The following is a 17,660-nucleotide window of genomic DNA, read 5'->3' as shown; positions in this document are numbered from 1 at the left end:
TCAGGCGACCACGGCTTCGGTTGACCATTGCTGGTAAGGAATCGGCAATTTGCGCGATTCGCCACGGCCGATCGGGAAGTAGGTGAAACCGATGCGTGCCAGGCGGTCCGCGTCGTACAGGTTGCGGCCGTCGAAGATTACCGGGGCGTTGAGCCGCTGCTGGATCAGTTCGAAGTCCGGCGCCTTGAACTGTTGCCATTCGGTGCAGATGATCAGTGCATCGGCACCGGACAAGACCGACTCGGGCGTACCCATGAGCATCAGTTTCGATTCATCGGGATACAGCTTCTGGGTTTCCTGCATGGCTTCCGGATCGAACGCGCGGACATTCGCCCCGGCGGCCCACAAGGATTCGAGCAACACCCGGCTCGGCGCATCGCGCATGTCGTCGGTGTTTGGCTTGAACGCCAGGCCCCACAAGGCAAAGGTCCTGCCACGCAAGTCGCCCTTGTAGAACGCGTTGATGCGCTCGAACAGCTTGTGTTTCTGCCGCTCGTTGATGGCTTCCACCGCTTGCAGCAGGTCACTGGAGCAATGGGCCTCTTCGGCGCTGTGGATCAGGGCGCGCATGTCCTTGGGGAAGCACGAGCCACCGTAGCCGCAACCGGGGTAGATGAAGTGGTAACCGATGCGGGAGTCGGCGCCGATGCCCAGGCGTACCGACTCGATATCGGCACCCAGGTGTTCGGCCAGTTCGGCGATCTGGTTGATGAAGCTGATCTTGGTCGCCAGCATGCAGTTGGCAGCGTACTTGGTCAGCTCGGCGCTGCGCAGGTCCATGAACATGATGCGTTCATGGTTGCGGTTGAAGGGCGAGTACAGGTCACGCATGACCTCACGCACTTCTTCGCGCTCGCAGCCCACGACGATACGGTCCGGGCGACGGCAATCGGAGACGGCCGAGCCTTCTTTCAAGAATTCCGGGTTGGAGACGATGTCGAACTGCAACGCGCGTCCGGCCTCGGCCAGGTATTTGTCCATGTGCGCGCGCAGGGCGTCGCCGGTACCGACGGGCACGGTGGATTTTTCCACCAGGATGGCCGGTTTTTCGCGATGGCGTGCCACGGCCTCGCCCACCGACATGACGTAACGCAGATCTGCCGATCCATCTTCCCGGGACGGCGTACCCACTGCGATGAACAGCACCTCACCATGCTGAACGGCGAATTTTTCGTCGCTGGTGAACTGCAGCCGCTTGGCATCCAGGCCTTCGCGTACCAGACTGGCCAGCCCGGGTTCGAAGATACTCACGTGGCCCTGCTTGAGCAGTTCGACCTTTTTCTCGTCTACGTCCATGCAGACCACATCGTGGCCGACTTCCGCCAATACCGCTGCCTGCACCAGGCCAACATAACCGCTACCAAACACACTGATTTTCATGGGGCACTCCTTGATTCGGGCGCACGAGCAGGTCGAGAATTGATGGTGATGACGCCGAGGATGACAAATGCCACGCCAAGGCTTTTTGAAAGGCTGAACGTTTCGTTGAACAGCGGCAGGCTGGCGGCCAGCAGGTACACCAGCGCGTAGCTGATACTCAGCAACGAGTAGGCGCGGCCCAGGGGCAGGTCCCGCAGGGCGACGAGCCAGCAAAGCATCGACAGGGCGTAGGCGAAGATGGCCAGGAGCACCACGGCAATCGCTGTCAGGTCGATGTGAGCGCTGAGCCATTGTTCGGGTTGTGGCAGGTGACTCATGCTCCAGCGCATGCCCAGTTGGGCGGCGCTGACCAGCAACACGCTGCCCAGAGCGAAGGTGATACCGCGACTCAGGTTCATGCGTGTTGCCCCAGCAATGCCACGCCGCCGATCACCAACGCCACACCCAACCAGTGGCGGCGGTCGATGGTTTCGTGGAACACGAAACGCGCCACCAGAGTGATCAGCACGAAGTTCAGGCTCAGCATCGGATAGGCAATCCCGACTTCCAGGCGTTGCAGCACCAGCAACCACACCAGCAGGCCCAGCCCTAGAGAAGCCAGGGCCAGCCAAAGCCAGGGCGAACGCAGTTTGTCCGTCCACCCGGAAGGTTGGCCGCGCCAGCTTTCTACCGCATATTTCTGGGCGATCTGGCCCAGGCAGGTCAGCAGACAGGCCACCAGTAGCAAAAGCAGGCTCATGGTGTCGCCTGAGGGATAATCAAAATCACCAGATTGCCTTGTTCATACCGCTTGCCCTCTTTGGGCAACTGTTCAAGTTCGCGCAGCTCTTCTTCGCCCTTGACCCGCATGACCACACCGACCGAGCCTTGCTGGCGGGCGTCGTGCATCCACTGTTGCACCTGATCGGTGTTGACGCGCTGCTTAAGCGAATCAGGATAGGCGAGGCCATATTTCAATTCGCCTATCGTGTTGAAAAAAGCCACTTCCGGCCGTTTCACCCGCCAGGACAACGCCGACGCGGCCCCCAGGTCGTTGCTCAACAACTTGGCACTTTGGCCGAGCTCCTGGGCGTGATCGAGGATGAATTGGTCAGGCGTCTTATTGGCGACTACGGAGTTGGGCAGTCCGGCAGGCAACAAACCGACGAGCAACAAACTGCCAAAAGCCGGGGCGGCCCAGCACTGCAACGGGCGGAAGGCTTGCAGCAGGTTGGCCATGATCCAGCCGATCAAGCCGATGAACACCAGCACCAGGTTGTGCAGTTCATGATCGTAAATCGGCTTTTTCAGTTGCAGATAAACCAGGGCCAGCAGGATGACTACACCCACCACCAGGTTCAGCAGGCCGTTGATGCCCGGGACGCGACCTTGCTCCAGCTTCAATCGGTCAGCCAGTGCATGGCCGAGCAACAATGCCAGGGGTAACAGGCACGGCAGGATGTAGGCCGGCAACTTGCCCTTGCTCAGGCTGAAGAAAAACAACGGCATCCACAGCCACAGCAGCAGGAACGCGATATTGGACTGGCGTCGGGTCTGCCAGGCTTGCTTGAGCGCGGGCGGCAACAATGCAACCCACGGCATGCTGAAAGCCACCAGCAACGGCAGGTAGTACCACCATGGTGCGTCATGCTGGGCATCGTCCCCGGCAAAACGGCGAATGTGTTCGTGCCAGAAGAAAAACCGCCAATAGTCGGGCTCCTGGGCGTGCACTGCCAGTGCCCACGGCAGGCTCACGACGATGGCGACCACCACCGCTACGGGGCCGTAGACCAGCAGTTCACGCCAGCGTTTTTGCCAGATCATCCAGGGCAGGGCGATCAGCACCGGCAGCAACCAGGCCAGGAAGCCCTTGGTCATGAAGCCCATGCCGCAAGCCAGACCCAGCACCGCCCACGCGATCAGGCGTTGCCCACGGCTCGTGCTGTCGAGCGCGAACCATAGCGCCACCAGGCTCAGACTGACCCAGAAGGTGAATTGCGGATCGAGGTTGGCATACCCCGCCGAAGCCGCAATGACCGTGAAGCTCATGTACAGCAGCGCGCAGGCGAAACTTTTGCGTGGTTCGTTCCACATCCGGCGGGCGACCAAGTAGCACAGCAGCACGCTCAAACCGGTGCTCAGTGCCGAGGCGAAGCGCACTCCGAAGAGGTTCTGGCCGAACAGCGCCTGCCCGATGGCAATCATCCAGTAGCCGGCCGCGGGTTTTTCGAAATAGCGCACGTCCATGAAATGCGGCGACACCCAGTTGCCGCTCAGGAGCATGCCCTGGCTGATCTGGGCGTAGCGGGTTTCGTCGGGAATCCATAAGCCATGACTGCCCAGCGGCAGCAGGTACGCCAGCGCCATCAAGGCCAGCAATAACGGCAAAGCCCAGCGTTTGCTCATGCGCCTTGCACTCCCAGCCAGCCTTCGCGACCTTCGAGCGCACCGCGTACCACGCGGCCGATCGGCAAGCTGTCAGGGGTCTGGGGCAACAAGTCGCCCAAGGGTTTAAAACGGATATCCCGCTGATGTGCGTTGCTCAGCAGTTGACGGAAATCGTTGGCCATCAGAATCCCTTCCACCTCGGCATGGATCGTGTAGACATTGAGTTTTTCCGGGGTGAACCGGTCCAGGATGAACGTGTTGAAATCCTTGGCTGCAACGGTCGGCCCGACCACTTCGTCGAAGGTCGGCAGGTCCACCGGGATTTGCGGTGCGCCCAGGCGACCATCGGCCAATTGCGGCTGGAACAGGCTCTGGCCACGACAATCGCTGTTGTAGCGAAAGCCGAACCCTTGCTTGGCTTCGATCACACGCTCGTCGGCACGCCAGCCGGCGGACGCCGAGCAGGTGATCTTTTCCCCGAGAATGTCGCTGAGGGTGTCCACGCCACGGCGTATCTGTTCGACCAGTTGTGCATCGCTCCAACGCCCGGCATTGGCCTGCCAGCCATGGTGATCCCAGGCGTGCAAACCCACCTCATGCCCGGCATCCCGGGCCTGGCGCATCAAATGCCCCAGGTCGCGGCCGATCGGTTTTCCGGGCCATGCGGTGCCGGCCAGCAGGATGTCCCAGCCATACAGGCCGGCTGCGTTGGAACGGAGCATTTTCCAGAGAAACTGCGGACGGATGAGGCGCCACAAATGGCGCCCCATGTTGTCCGGCCCGACACTGAAGAAGAACGTCGCCTTGACCTGTGCCTCATCAAGGATTTCCAGCAGCCGGGGCACCCCTTCACGGGTGCCCCGGTAGGTGTCGACATCGATCCGCAGTCCCGCCTGCATCAGCGCTTGTCCGCGATTTCGAGCATGGCCTCGCGAAGGAAGAAGTCCAGGGTGTTGCCGATGGTTTCGCTCATCTCAACGGTTGGCGTCCAGTCCAGCAGGCGCTTGGCGTTGGCGATGCTTGGCTTGCGGTGCGACACGTCCTGGTAGCCGGTGCCGTAGAAGGCCTTGCTCTCGATGTCGCGGAAACCGGCGAACGGAGGGAAGTTGGCGCGCAGCGGGTGAGCTTCGAACTGACGCAGCAGCTCTTCGCCCAACTGACGGATGCTGGCCTCGTTTTCCGGGTTGCCGATGTTGATGATCTGGCCGTTGCAGACATCGTTGTCGTTGTCGATGATTCGCGCCAGTGCTTCCACACCGTCGGCGATGTCGGTGAAGCAGCGTTTTTGCTCGCCACCGTCGAACAGGCGAATCGGCGTACCTTCCACCAGGTTCAGGATCAGCTGGGTAATCGCACGGGAGCTGCCGATACGGGCCGAATCCAGACGGTCCAGGCGCGGGCCCATCCAGTTGAATGGACGGAACAGGGTGAAGTTCAGACCCTTCTGGCCGTAAGCCCAGATCACACGGTCCAGCAATTGCTTGGAAACCGAGTAGATCCAGCGCTGCTTGTTGATCGGGCCGACCACCAGGTTGGAGTTGTCTTCGTCGAAATTATTGTCCTGGCACATGCCATAGACTTCCGAGGTCGAAGGGAAGATCACGCGCTTGTTGTACTTGACGCAGTAGCGAACCAGTTTCAGGTTCTCTTCGAAGTCCAGTTCGAATACACGCAGCGGGTTACGGGTGTATTCGATTGGCGTGGCGATGGCCACCAGCGGCAGCACCACGTCGCACTTCTTGATGTGGTACTCGATCCACTCGGAGTGGATGCTGATGTCACCTTCGACGAAGTGGAAATTCGGGTGGCTGCGCAGGCGCTCGATGGCGTCCGAACCGATATCCAGGCCGTAGACTTCGTAGCGGTCGTCGCGCAGCAGGCGCTCGGACAAGTGGTTGCCGATGAAGCCGTTGACACCGAGGATCAGTACGCGGGTGCGACGCGGGGCACGACCGGATTCGGCGCCGCGCAGCACGGAACCATCCACCAGGCCGAGTTCGTTGGCCAGTTGCGGGCCGCTCAGGTACAGACCGTTGTCGTTGCGCTGGCCGGCGTTGATGATCAGCGAGTCTTGACCGCAGGCGATGCGCAGCGGGTCGACGCTGATGACGCGGCCTGGCGCCAGGCCTTCGTTGCCCTTGGCGATTTCGGCGCTCCAGACAATCAGCTTGTGCTCACCCACCGCGCAGAAGGCGCCCGGGTACGGCTGGGTAACCGCGCGGACCAGGTTGAACAGTTCTTCGGCCGGCTTGGCCCAGACCAGTTTGCCGTCGGCCGGGGTGCGACGGCCGAACACCGTGGCTTTGGATTCGTCTTGCGGTGTTTCACTGGCTTTGCCTTGCAGCAGCGCTGGCAAAGTGTCGCGCAGCAGGTCAGAGGCCGCTGTGCGCAATTTACCGTGCAGGCTCAGCGCCGTGTCGTTACGCTCGATCGCGACTTTCTGCTGGGCGACGATGGCACCCGCGTCGGCACGCTTGACCATGCGGTGCAGGGTCACACCGGTTTCGGTTTCGCCGTTGACCAGCACCCAGTTGGCCGGTGCGCGACCACGGTAGCGTGGCAGCAGGGAGCCGTGCAGGTTGAACGCGCCTTTACGCGCCGTGGCCAGTAGTGGTTCGCTCAGCAGGTTGCGGTAGTAGAAGGAGAAAATGTAGTCGGGGTCGAGCTTGGCGATACGCTCGATCCACAGCGGATGGTTGGCATCTTCCGGTGCATGCACGGCAATACCGTGGCGGGCGCACAGTTGCGCGACGGAGCCGTAGAACGCGTTCTCCTTCGGATCGTCGGCGTGGGTGAACACCGCAGCGATCTCGAAACCGGAGGAAAGCAGGGATTCGATGCCGGCGCAGCCAATATCGTGATAGGCGAAGACAACAGCTTTTGCACTCATGAAGGAACCTGATCTGAAGAAGTGGAAGTTAGGCCGTCGACAGTAACAGCGGAAGTTGGGGAGGCGGGCTGGCTACGCAGCACCTTTTCAATGAAGAAGCGCGGGCGTGCGCGCACGTCGCTGTACATGCGGCCCAGGTATTCACCCAGCAGGCCCATGCCGATGAATTGCCCGCCGGTAAAGACGAACAGCACGGCGAACAGTACGAAGGTGCCGCCACCGGCCCAGCCGGCGCCGAACACCAGGCGCAGCAGGACCAAGGCTATGGCGAACAGCATGCCCAGGGCCGCCATGCCGACGCCGACGATGCTCAGCAGTCGCAGGGGCGTGGTGGTCATGCAGGTGACCAGGTCGAACATCAGGTTGATCAGGCGCATGGGGCTGTACTTGGAATCGCCGTGTTCACGCTCGGCGTGGGTCACGAGGATTTCCGTGGTGTGGCGGGCAAAGCTGTTGGCCAGGATCGGAATGAAGGTGCTGCGTTCACGGCAGGCAAGCATGGCGTCGACAATGGTGCGACGGTAGGCCCGCAGCATGCAGCCGTAGTCGCTCATGGCCACACCGGTGGAACGTTGCACGGCGAGGTTGATCAGCTTCGATGGCCAGCGGCGCAAGGCCGAGTCCTGGCGGTTGTTGCGCACGGTCGCGACGACGTCATAGCCAAGTTCGGCCTGCGCTACCAGCCGCGGGATTTCTTCGGGCGGGTTTTGCAGGTCGGCATCGAGGGTGATGACGACATCGCCCTTGCACTGCTCGAAACCGGCCATGATCGCTGCGTGCTGGCCGTAGTTGCGGTTGAGGATGACCGCCACCACAGGGCTGCCTTCGCGGGAGGCGGCATCTTCCAGAATCTGTGCGGAGTCATCTCGGCTGCCGTCGTCGACCAGAACGATCTCGTAGGGATGGGTCAGTTGCTGACACGCTGCTTCGGTGCGGCGAAGCAACTCGGGCAGGCTTTCCTGTTCGTTGTAGACCGGAATGACGATCGACACGAAGTTGATTGGGTAAGGTCTCAAAGGCTTCTGTCCATGCAGTTTTCAATGGCGCCGACGACACGCTCGACATCATCGGTGGTCATGTCGGGGAACAACGGGATCGAACACAGCCGCGCCGAATTCCATTCGGTGTTGGGCAGGTACAGGTTGGGGTAACGCTGGCGGTAGTAAGTGTGCAGGTGCGTTGCAATGAAGTGAATACCTGTGCCGACATTCTGTTCCTGGAGGGCTTTCATGAACGCTTCGCGATCCAGCCCGCAGCGCTCGGCATCGATACGCAGGATGAACAGGTGCCAGGCGTGCTTTTGCGAGTAAGCGGGGACGGCCAGCGGCTGCACTGGCAAGCCTTCCAGGCGCTGCAAGTAGGTCTGTGCCAGTTGAGTGCGCTTGGCGTTGATCTCGTCCAGGCGTTCCAGTTGCACCAGCGCGATGGCCGCGTTGATGTCGGCCAGGTTGTACTTGAAGCCTGGCTCGATCACTTGGGCCTGGGGCTTGCGGCCGTGGGTCAGGCGATCGTAGGCATCAACCCCGAGCCCGTGAAACTTGAGCATGCGTACTCGCGAGGCCAGGGCTTCATCGTCACTGACGAACATGGCGCCTTCGGCGCAGGTCATGTTCTTGATCGCGTGGAACGAGAAGATCGCCGTGCCTTTGGAACCGACATGGCGACCTTTGTAGAGCGTGCCAGCGGCATGGGCGGCGTCTTCGATCACGGCAATGCCGTGTTTGTCGGCCAGGGCGTAGAGCGGATCGAGGTCGAATGCCGCACCGGCGTAATGCACCGGGATGATGGCTTTGGTGCGCGGCGTGATCGCGGCTTCGATAGAGGCCACGTCGGTCATCAGCGTGTCGCGGTCGACGTCGACGAACACCGGTGTGGCACCCAGCAGGGTGATCATGTTGGCAGTGGAAACCCAGGTCTGCGACGGGGTAATGACTTCATCGCCGGGACCGACACCCAAGGCCAGCAGGGTGATATGCATCCCGCCGGTGGCCGAGGAAAGTGCCACGGCATGTCGACAACCGACGTAGTTGGCGAAGTGTTCTTCCAGTGCCTGGTTCTTCGGCCCGGTAGTGATCCATCCGGAGCGCAATACTTGCTCTACGGCTGCGATTTCTTCGTCGCCGATACTGGGACGGGAGAAAGGGAGAAACGCCTGACTCATGGGCACCTCAGGGGCTGAAAACGTAAATAGCCTTTGAGGCTAAAAGGGATCCAAAAATCATCATAGACGCTAAATCAGAATCTGCATCAAATCAACTAGTTACTGGATGGAAGCAAAAAACTGCGTCAGTTGACTTTTTTCGCGATGGCCGGCAGGTTGGGCATCCGTATGGGCAGCACCGAGTTTATAGAAGGTTATGCCCGATTTTGTGAAAGGAACATGAAAAAACGGTTGGGGAATCGTTTTATCTGAAGGCTATTAAGCCGCTGTTCAGACTTCTTCCGGTTATCGCGTTTTTTAGGAAAAGTCCTACAGAAGTATTGTCATTTATTTGATGGTTATTTCACTTCTTAGTTGTTTCATTGAACTGTTTACATTCAAGGCCGTTTCGTTTGATTGACTTACCTGTTACTGACTCACGCTCACCCCTCACCAATCCGCTGACCCTGTATCTGGCGCGACTGGCGCCATCCAGCCAACTGACCATGCGTTATGTGCTGCAGGATGCCGCCGACCGCCTGGGCTTCGAAGACCACGATATCGAGGAAATCCCCTGGCACAACCTGCAGCCCGAGGACGTCATTGCGCTGGTGGCCACCTTGCGTTCGGACGGCTATGCGCCGAACACGTCTTCGCTCTATGTCAACGCGGTGCGCGGGGTGATGAACGAAGCGTGGCGCATGAGCCTGATCTCTCAGGATCACCTGTTGAAGATGCGTTCGGTGAAGGGCATGGCCGGTACACGGCTGTCCCAGGGGCGCAATCTCAGGCGCACGCTGATCCAGGAGCTGATGGCGGTCTGCGCCGCCGATCCACGGCCGCAAGGTCTGCGGGATGCGGCGATCATCGGGATTTTGTACGGTTCGGGAATGCGCAAGTCCGAATCGGTGAACCTGGAGCTGAACCAGGTCGATTTCACCGAGCGCAGCCTGCGGGTGACGGCCAAGGGCAACAAGCAGTTGATCAAGTATGCCCCGGCCTGGGCCTTCGCCAAGCTTGAAGCCTGGCTTGAGCTGCGCCGCTCGCTGCTCAAGGAAGGGGAGTCGGACGACACGTTCCTGTTCAACCGCATCCGCCGCGGCAGCCATATCACCCGTGAGCGCATCACCAAACACGCGATTTACTACATCGCCCGGCAACGGGGCGCGCAGGTCGGGGTGAAAATCATGCCCCACGACTTCCGGCGTTCATTTATCACCCGGGTAATCGAAGAGCATGACTTGTCGATTGCGCAGAAGCTGGCGCACCACAGCAACATCCAGACCACGGCCAACTACGATGTACGCGATGACAACGAGCGGCGTCGGGCAGTGGATCGATTCGACCTGTGAACGATCACATTTCGCTCAGTACATGGGCATGGCCGATGGTCGAGACCTGAACCGAGCTACCGGCCGGTGGCGCATACATGCCTGAACTGCGCACCAGCATGGATCGACCCGGTTGCTCGCTATGGGCCAACGGCTGGAGCTCCACCGTCAGCGTGCAGGTGTTGCCGCTGAAATCCCGATCGGTGACCAGGGCCCGGCAACCGCTGGCTTCCGGGTCGCTGGGGTGGACGCTTGCCAGTTGCAGCTGTTCGGGTCGCAGCATGATCTGCGCCGAGCGGTTGTTGCGGTGGTTGTTGACCGGGATCCGCCCCAGGTCGCAATGGGCCCAACCGGCCTCGATGCGTGCGGGCATGACCACGGCATCCCCCAGGAACAGCGCAGTCTGTTCGTCTTCGGGATAGCGGTAAAGGTCCAGCGGGTGCCCCGACTGTACCAGTCGGCCATGACGCATCACCGCCAGCTGGTCGGCGAACGACAGGGCTTCACTCTGGTCATGGGTGACCAGGATGGTGGTGACGCCCGCGTCTTCCAGCAGTCGCGCAACCATCTTGCGCATCGCCGCGCGCAATCCGGTATCGAGCGCCGAAAAAGGTTCGTCCAGCAGCATCAGTCGTGGCTGTTGCGCCAACGCCCGGGCCAGGGCCACGCGCTGTTGCTGGCCGCCGGACAATTCATGGGGCCAGCGCCCGGCCATCTTCGCGTCCAGGGCCACGCTGTCCATCAGTTCGGCGACGCGTTGCTGTTTTTCAGTGCCCTTGGTCGCCAGGCCGAAGCCGATGTTCGCCGCCACGGTCATGTGCGGGAACAGTGCGCCGTCCTGTGGCACGTAGCCGATCAGGCGTTGATGGGCCGGCACTTCGTGGGTGCTGTCGACCAGGGTCTGGCCATTGAGCGAAAGACGCCCGGCATCGGGGAACTCGAAGCCGGCGATCATCCGCAGCAATGTGGTCTTGCCCGAGCCTGAGGGGCCGACAATGACCGTGCGACTGCCGCTCGGCACCGACAGGCTGACGTTGTCCAGGGCGCAATGGGCGCCATAGGACTTGTAGAGGGCATTCAATTCAAGAGTGTTCATCGGCCAGCCGTTTTTTTCGATTGGTGATAAAGAAGTCCGGTCAACGGCAGCGACAGCACAACCATCAATACGGCGTATGGCGCAGCGGCCGCGTAATCGATTTCGCTGGTCATGGCCCAGAATCCGGTCGCCAGGGTGCGCGTACCATTCGGGGCCAGCAGCAGGGTGGCGGTCAATTCGTTGGTGATCGCCAGGAACACCAGCGCCGCGCCGGCGGCTGCCCCCGGTGCGGCCAGGCGCAAGGTGATCAGCCACAGTGCCCGGGCCGGCGAGCGGCCAAGGCTGCGGGCAATGTTTTCCAGTTCCACCGGGGCCTGGGCAATGCCTGCGCGCAGGCTCACCAGGGCGCGGGGCAGGAACATCAACAGGTACGCCAGCAGGACGGTGAAGGTGGTCTGGTAGATTGGCCGGGCAAAATGGATCGTGACGGTCACCAGTGCCAGCGCCACGATAATGCCCGGCAAGGAACTGGTGATGTAGTTGCAGCTTTCCAGTACCCGTTGCATTCGGCCCGGGTAACGGATCGACAGCCAGGCAATCGGGATCGCCGCGCAGGTGGTCAGCGCCGCGCCCGCGATGCCGAGCAACAGGGTTTGCTCCAGCGCGGGCAACAATTCGGCCATGTCCCAGACTTCCACACCGCCGGCAATGAGCCATTTACCCAGAGTGATCAAGGGTACGCCCAGGGCCAGGGCGCAGGTCACGATTTGCAGCGTCAGCGAGAACAGGGTGGATACCGGTTTCAGGTACACGACCCGTTGCTCCCGGGCGCTTCCGGAACCGACCCGAGCGTAACGCGCGGAGCCCCGTGCGGCGGATTCGGCCGTCAGCATTGCGAGGCAACACAGCGCCAGCACACTGGCCAGCATGTGTGCAGCCGCACCGTTGAAGGTCGATTTGAACTGATCGAAGATCGCGGTGGTAAAGGTGTCAAAGCGGATCATCGCGTACAGGCCATATTCGGCCAGCAGGTGCAGGCCGACCAGCAAGGCGCCGCCGCAGATCGCCAGGCGCAATTGCGGCAATACCACACGGAAAAACACTTTCCAGGGCTTGAGCCCCATGGATTCGGCGACGTCTTCGATGGCCGGATCGAGCCGACGCAAAGTGGTCGCCACCGGCAAATACAGGAAGGGGAAGTAGGCGATGACCGAGACCAGGACACCGGCAAACAAGCCGTGAATCGGTGGCACCAGGCTGACCCAGGCGTAGCTGTGAACGAACGCAGGCACCGCCAGCGGCGCGGTGGCCAGCAACGACCACCAGCGCCGCCCCGGCAGATTCGTGCGTTCCGTGAGCCACGCCAGCGTCACCCCCAGTGCGACGCACAAGGGAATCGTCAGCAGCACCAGCAACACGGTGTTGACCAGCAGTTCACCGACACGAGGGCGGAACACCAGGGCCACAACGGTTGACCAGCCTGTCTGCAGGGACACGCCAATAACGTAAGCGATCGGTAGCAGTGCCAGTAATGAAACCAGCACCGACAAACCGATCACCCATACACCGCCACGTCCCGCAAAGACTCCGCGGGATCGTCGACGCAAATGTGCGGGTGTCGCCTCAGCGACCTCCGCAGGCAGGGTTTCTGGCATCAATTTAGAGCAGTCCGGCCTGTGTCATCAGCTCTACGGCTTTTTTGCTGTCGAGCTTGGAAGCATCGACAGTCGGCGCATCGAGTTGATTCAGAGGCACCAGTTTAGGGTTGGATTCAGCGTTCTTGCCCACGGCGTACTCAAACGACTTGCCGTTCTTCAGGACAGCCTGGCCATCCTTGCCGGTAATGTATTTGAGGAACGCCTGGGCTTGTTCTTTGTGTTTGCTGGAAGCGAGGACGCCGCCGCCGGAGATGCTAACAAAAGCGCCCGGGTCTTTGTGCTTGAAATAGTACAGGGCAGTGTTCTTGCTGTTTTCGCCGGTCTTGGACTGATCGACCAGGCTGTAATAGTGGTAGATCACGCCGCTGTCGATCTGCCCGGCATTCACCGCTTTGAGTACCGAACTGTTGCCACGGTAGTTGGCGTAATTGGTTTTCATCGCTTTCAGCCATTCCAGCGTGGCGGCTTCACCCTTTTGTTCCAGGATGGCAGCGACGATGGCCTGGAAGTCAGCACCGCCTGGCGACGCGGCCCAGCGTCCTTTCCAGCTTGGATCGGCCAGGTCCATGATCGATTTCGGCAGATTGGATTCCGACAGTTTGCTTGGGTTGTAAACAAATACCGTGGAGCGCGCGGCAATCCCGACCCATTTGCCGTGGGCCGGGCGGTAGGCGGAGTCAATCTGTTCCAGAGTGTTTTTGTCGACTGGCGTAAACAGCCCGGCGTTGTCGACCAGGACCATGGCCGGGGAGTTTTCGGTCAGGAACACGTCCGCCGGAGAAGCCGCGCCTTCCTGCACGATCTGGTTGCCCATCTCGGTGTCATCACCGTTGCGCAGGGTGACAGGAATACCGGTCTCCTGGGTAAAACCCTCGACCCAGGCCTTGGTCAGGCCTTCGTGTTGCGCGTTGTACACCACGATGCCGACGGAGTCAGCGGCATAGATCTGACCAGCGCTCAGCAAAGCGGTGGCCAGCAGGGCTTTTTTCAAGAACGAAGGGATGTGGGGAATCATTCTGCGGGCTGCTCCTGGTGCATTTTTTTGAAAGTCATACGCATTGAAACGCTTGTAAACCAATGCGAATCATTTGCATGTTTTGAATGGCAGGGAATGTAGAGATCCAAATGAGAAAATAACGTCAAAAAAACCGTTAATACATGTAATTTTCATTCAGATTAGCAGCACTGTGCCCACAGTGGATCGACTCGTCCATAAAACGATGTCGTCGATCTGAATATGGCGCTGCCCCGGCTGCCTTTTGTCGTGTCTTCGACGCACCTGACGGTGCCAGTTGCTGCTGGCCCCCGCTGGGTTCACCAGGGTTGCGAAAGGACAGCTCGGCGATTGCCGGTGCGCCGAGGAACTGGTCCACCCAGTTCAGCTCGTCGTCAACGGCCCAACCGGGGGAGATATAGCGGATGCCTTGCCGGCGATTTTTTGTGTCCTGCCAGTCAGGGCTGGATTGGCGGGAAGATCAGGACCTGCATATCGCCGCGCTGATAGCGTTTGCCGTCGGTGGGCAGCGCCTCGACTTCCTGAATCTCGGCGACGCTGTTGACCCTCATCACCACCCCGACCGAGCCCTTCTTACGCGCCTCGGTCATCCATTGGCCGACATCGTGCTGTGTCACTTTGCGCGAGGCCGCAGCTGGATCCGAAAGGCCGTACTTCATCTCGCCGATGACGTTGTAGAGCGTTACTTCCGGTCGCCTGGTCAGCCACGACAGGGCCGAGGCCGCCCCCAGGTCGTTGCTCAGCAGCGTGGTGGTCTGGTTCAGGCTGTCCAGGTGTTCGGAGATAAACCGGTCGGGCATCTTGCTGTCGACGATCTGGCTCGGCATAGCGGCAGGAAGCAGCGCCACCAGCAGCCAGATGCCGAGGGCCGGCATCGCCCATAACGTCAATGGCCGCAGGATTTGCAGGGCGTTGGCGATGATCCAGCCCAGCAGCACGATGAACGCCAGGGACAGGCTGAACATCTCGGTATTTTCGAAAATCTCTTTGCTCAATTGCAGGTAAAGCAACGCAATCATGGCCGTCGTGGCAATGATGACGTTGAGCCAACCGTTGAAACGAATTGTCCGTGATTTGGATTGTTCCAAAAGACCGGTCAGCGCGTGACCCATCAGCAGCGCCAGGGGCAACAGGCAAGGCATGATGTAGGTCGGCAGCTTGCCGCTGCTCATGCTGAAAATCGCCAGCGGCAGCAACAACCAGAGCAGGAGAAAACCGCTGACGGGTTGGCGCTTGTTTTTCCAGGCCTGGATGAACGTCGTCGGCAACAACACAGTCCAGGGCAGGGCGCAAACCACCAGCATCGGCAAGTAGAACCACCACGGACGGGCGTGTTGCGCATTGTCGGCGGCAAAGCGGCGTACGTGCTCGTTCCAGAAGAAGAAATTCCAGAAATCCGGTTCCTGATGATGGATGGCCAGCGCCCAGGGCAGGCAGACGGCCGCGGCGACCACAACAGCCAATGGCCCGTAACGCAACAGCTCGCCAATGCGGCGCTGCCAGACCATATAGGGCAGGGCGATCACCGCCGGCAGCAGCCAGGCCAGAAAGCCCTTGGTCATGAAGCCCATGCCGCAGGCGATGCCCAGGACCGCCCAGGCACCGAGGCGGGCACGCGTGGTGCGGCTGTCGATGGCAAACCACAGGGAAACCAGGCTCAGGTTGACCCAGAGGGTGAACTGCGGATCGAGGTTGGCGTACCCGGCCTGACCGGCAATCAACCCGAAGCTCATGTAGAGCAGCGCGCAGGCGAAGCTTTTACGTGGGTCGCCCCAGAACCGGCGGGCAATCAGGTAGGTCAGCCACACGCTCAGCCCGGTACTCAGCGCTGACGCGATGCGCACCCCGAACAGATTGTCACCAAACACCGCTTGGCCGATGGCAATCATCCAGTACCCGGCAATCGGTTTCTCGAAGTAACGAAGGCCCATGAAGTGCGGCGAGACCCAGTTCCCGCCCTGCAGCATTTCCTGGCTGATCTGGGCATAACGGGTTTCATCGGGAATCCACAGGCCGTGGCTCATCAGCGGCAGCAAGTAGAACACGATGAACGCCAGTACCAGGGCGAACAGCATCCAGCGCTCGTTGGCAGGCGCCGTTGGGGCGTGCAGGCGGGAAGAATGGCCAACAAAATCTGGCAATGGCTGATTTGACGTCATGACTCGACCTTGCGCTGAGAAAGGCTGCTTGAAGAGTGGTATGCAACTTGTCAGAGAGAAAACCGGAATGATATTGAACGGCGAGAAGTTCAAACAGACTTCTCGCTGTTCTGTTCAGGTTTCATTCAGTCCGGCTTGAAATACCTTAGAACCAAAGTTCTCGATCGGTAGTGACTTCAGTTTTTTTCTTGTAACAGAGTGTTCCAGTCTTCGGCATTCACAATGCCGAGTACTTGCAATTGACCATTGCCATCGATTTGGACAAACAACGCGCTGCCGTACTCGGCGTCCTTCGCCGAATGCTTGAGGCCGGTCTGCTTTTCAAAGTCAGCGATGCAACCGCTGTGGGTCACCAGCACCAGGTTGCGATGGGCCACCTTGTGTGCCACGACATCGTTACGCAGAGTCGTGCCGCAGGTCGCCAGCCACTCCTGGGTCCGTGGGTCGCTATTGAACATGTAATGCGCGGTTTGTACCGTGCGTGTAACGGGGCTGGTCAGGATATCGGTCTGTGCCAGGCCCAGGCGCGCCAGGCCCTGGCCAACACCGGCCGCCGCTTCACTGCCGACACGGGTAATGCCGTCAGCCGGGCCCAGGCATGGGTTGCTGGAACGGTCGCAACGTTCGGCATGACGAACCAGCACCGCGATCTCGCCGGCACTCCAGTGTTGCAGCAATCGAGCCCGGGCTTGTGCGTCCTCCTGGGCCAGGTTGGTCGGGGATTTGGGCCACAGGAAAAAACCTGTGGCCAGCACGGCGATGGTCAGTGCACCAATGGCCACGACCGATCTGGACAGGCGCGAAGACGGTTTACGCGAGACAGAGTTGACCAAGTTTTTCCACCATTGGAGCGCCAGGGAAGTGCTGTCGACAAAGCCGGAAACAGCACAAAAAAATCCACCGAGACTAAGTGCGGCGAATTAACTGCAGCGAAAGCTACATCTCTGCAAGTGTCAGAGCAGTGAAAGGAATGTGAAAAAATTGCAGGAGAGGGTACCTCTAGTATTAGTCGGTAACTGGGAATTGTTATCTTTTTCTGTTGCTGAGAATTACAGCGAAAAACAGAAGGGCCGGATCAACGGCAAATTTGTCGCCGTTAATCCGGGGGCGAAGGTGTTCAGGGCGCAGGGCAACTCGCCTGTGGTCTGACGGCCGCCTGGCTGATCAGCGCGGCCAGGCGTTTGACGTTGTTTTGCTGGGCAAGCACCAGGTCATCGATGCTCGCGCCCGAGGGCGTTTGCAATGTGCTGCGGCAAATCAACCGCGCCGTGTCGCCGCTGCTGGCACTGCGAAGGCGCCATTCCACGTCCATCAAGGCGTACTGGCCGGGCACCGAGTCAAAACGCTGCACATCGATACGCACCGAATGTCGACCTTGTACAGGACTGTTGCTCAGTTGATCGACCAGCGCACTGCGCAATTCGTCCACGAGGGTGGCGCCCCACCATTGGGTTTCCAGGATCGCCAGGCCACTGTTGCCTTCGCGAATGACGATCTGCGCACGATCGACCTGGGGCGGCACACTGATCGTCTCGATCTGGATCACCCCGATGGTGGTCCTTGAGTGATTGCCCTGCTGGGTCGGGGTCAGGGTATGGAATTGAATCGGATCGCTGCGGCAGGCGGCGAGCAGCAACATCGCGGTGACCAGGGTGAACTTCAGCGGTAAAGCCATGGGTGTTGC

The 17,660-nt window shown here is 60.2% G+C and carries 15 protein-coding genes; 1 reads left to right on the top strand and 14 read right to left on the bottom strand.

The window, feature by feature from the left end; genetic code table 11:
• The 8 genes from VC35_RS00500 to arnB are packed head-to-tail and all read right to left on the bottom strand — an operon-like array spanning position 1 to position 8,798.
• A complete protein-coding gene (locus VC35_RS00500) occupies positions 1-1,380 on the bottom strand; it encodes a UDP-glucose dehydrogenase family protein (RefSeq protein WP_046037094.1) in 1,380 nt (459 codons plus the stop codon).
• Positions 1,377-1,778 (bottom strand): 4-amino-4-deoxy-L-arabinose-phosphoundecaprenol flippase subunit ArnF, encoded by a 402-nt coding sequence (gene arnF / locus VC35_RS00495; protein ID WP_046037093.1) that lies wholly within the window; start codon positions 1,776-1,778, stop codon positions 1,377-1,379. Before arnF ends, VC35_RS00500 begins: the two co-directional genes overlap by 4 nt.
• Positions 1,775-2,119, bottom strand: a complete 345-nt coding sequence (gene arnE / locus VC35_RS00490) for a 4-amino-4-deoxy-L-arabinose-phosphoundecaprenol flippase subunit ArnE (RefSeq protein ID WP_046037092.1) — start codon at positions 2,117-2,119, stop codon at positions 1,775-1,777. Before arnE ends, arnF begins: the two co-directional genes overlap by 4 nt.
• On the bottom strand, positions 2,116-3,765 hold the full coding sequence (gene arnT / locus VC35_RS00485; protein WP_046037091.1) for a lipid IV(A) 4-amino-4-deoxy-L-arabinosyltransferase: 1,650 nt from the start codon (positions 3,763-3,765) through the stop codon (positions 2,116-2,118). The genes arnE and arnT (VC35_RS00485) overlap by 4 nt, the downstream gene beginning before the upstream one ends.
• Complete coding sequence (gene arnD / locus VC35_RS00480) at positions 3,762-4,646, bottom strand: 4-deoxy-4-formamido-L-arabinose-phosphoundecaprenol deformylase (RefSeq protein WP_046037090.1); 885 nt, start codon at positions 4,644-4,646, stop codon at positions 3,762-3,764. The genes arnT (VC35_RS00485) and arnD overlap by 4 nt, the downstream gene beginning before the upstream one ends.
• Positions 4,646-6,637, bottom strand: a complete 1,992-nt coding sequence (gene arnA / locus VC35_RS00475) for a bifunctional UDP-4-amino-4-deoxy-L-arabinose formyltransferase/UDP-glucuronic acid oxidase ArnA (protein ID WP_046037089.1) — start codon at positions 6,635-6,637, stop codon at positions 4,646-4,648. The genes arnD and arnA overlap by 1 nt, the downstream gene beginning before the upstream one ends.
• Positions 6,634-7,653, bottom strand: a complete 1,020-nt coding sequence (gene arnC / locus VC35_RS00470; protein WP_046037088.1) for an undecaprenyl-phosphate 4-deoxy-4-formamido-L-arabinose transferase — start codon at positions 7,651-7,653, stop codon at positions 6,634-6,636. The genes arnA and arnC overlap by 4 nt, the downstream gene beginning before the upstream one ends.
• Positions 7,650-8,798 carry a UDP-4-amino-4-deoxy-L-arabinose aminotransferase gene (arnB, locus tag VC35_RS00465; protein WP_046037087.1) on the bottom strand — a complete coding sequence of 383 codons (1,149 nt, stop codon included), beginning with the start codon at positions 8,796-8,798 and terminating at the stop codon, positions 7,650-7,652. The genes arnC and arnB overlap by 4 nt, the downstream gene beginning before the upstream one ends.
• 392 nt (positions 8,799-9,190) lie before the next feature.
• Between arnB and VC35_RS00460 the strand changes: the two genes are divergently transcribed.
• Positions 9,191-10,129, top strand: coding sequence for a site-specific integrase (locus VC35_RS00460; protein ID WP_046037086.1), 939 nt, complete (start codon positions 9,191-9,193; stop codon positions 10,127-10,129).
• A gap of 4 nt (positions 10,130-10,133) precedes the next feature.
• On the opposite strand, the gene VC35_RS00455 is transcribed toward VC35_RS00460, so the two are convergent.
• The 6 genes from VC35_RS00455 to VC35_RS00430 all read right to left on the bottom strand — a co-directional run bounded on the left by VC35_RS00455 (position 10,134) and on the right by VC35_RS00430 (position 17,651).
• A complete protein-coding gene (locus VC35_RS00455) occupies positions 10,134-11,204 on the bottom strand; it encodes an ABC transporter ATP-binding protein (protein WP_046037085.1) in 1,071 nt (356 codons plus the stop codon).
• Positions 11,201-12,799, bottom strand: coding sequence for an ABC transporter permease (locus VC35_RS00450; protein WP_046037425.1), 1,599 nt, complete (start codon positions 12,797-12,799; stop codon positions 11,201-11,203). Before VC35_RS00450 ends, VC35_RS00455 begins: the two co-directional genes overlap by 4 nt.
• A 4-nt stretch (positions 12,800-12,803) precedes the next feature.
• Complete coding sequence (locus VC35_RS00445; protein WP_046037084.1) at positions 12,804-13,817, bottom strand: iron ABC transporter substrate-binding protein; 1,014 nt, start codon at positions 13,815-13,817, stop codon at positions 12,804-12,806.
• Between the two features lie 437 nt (positions 13,818-14,254).
• A complete protein-coding gene (gene arnT, locus VC35_RS00440) occupies positions 14,255-15,976 on the bottom strand; it encodes a lipid IV(A) 4-amino-4-deoxy-L-arabinosyltransferase (RefSeq protein ID WP_046037083.1) in 1,722 nt (573 codons plus the stop codon).
• 176 nt (positions 15,977-16,152) lie between these two features.
• Positions 16,153-16,809: a lipopolysaccharide core heptose(II)-phosphate phosphatase PmrG gene (pmrG, locus tag VC35_RS00435; RefSeq protein WP_046037082.1), complete on the bottom strand. Its 657-nt coding sequence runs from the start codon at positions 16,807-16,809 to the stop codon at positions 16,153-16,155.
• A 284-nt stretch (positions 16,810-17,093) separates the two neighbouring features.
• The gene (locus tag VC35_RS00430) at positions 17,094-17,651 is read right to left on the bottom strand and encodes a PqiC family protein (protein ID WP_046037081.1); all 558 of its coding nucleotides are present in this window, start codon (positions 17,649-17,651) and stop codon (positions 17,094-17,096) included.
• Positions 17,652-17,660 lie beyond the last annotated feature (9 nt).

The sequence above is a fragment of the Pseudomonas fluorescens genome, assembly GCF_000967965.1.
Lineage (GTDB): Bacteria > Pseudomonadota > Gammaproteobacteria > Pseudomonadales > Pseudomonadaceae > Aquipseudomonas > Aquipseudomonas grandcourensis.
Note: the sequence above shows the minus strand (reverse complement) of the source record. Positions and strands in the feature narration are given on the sequence as shown.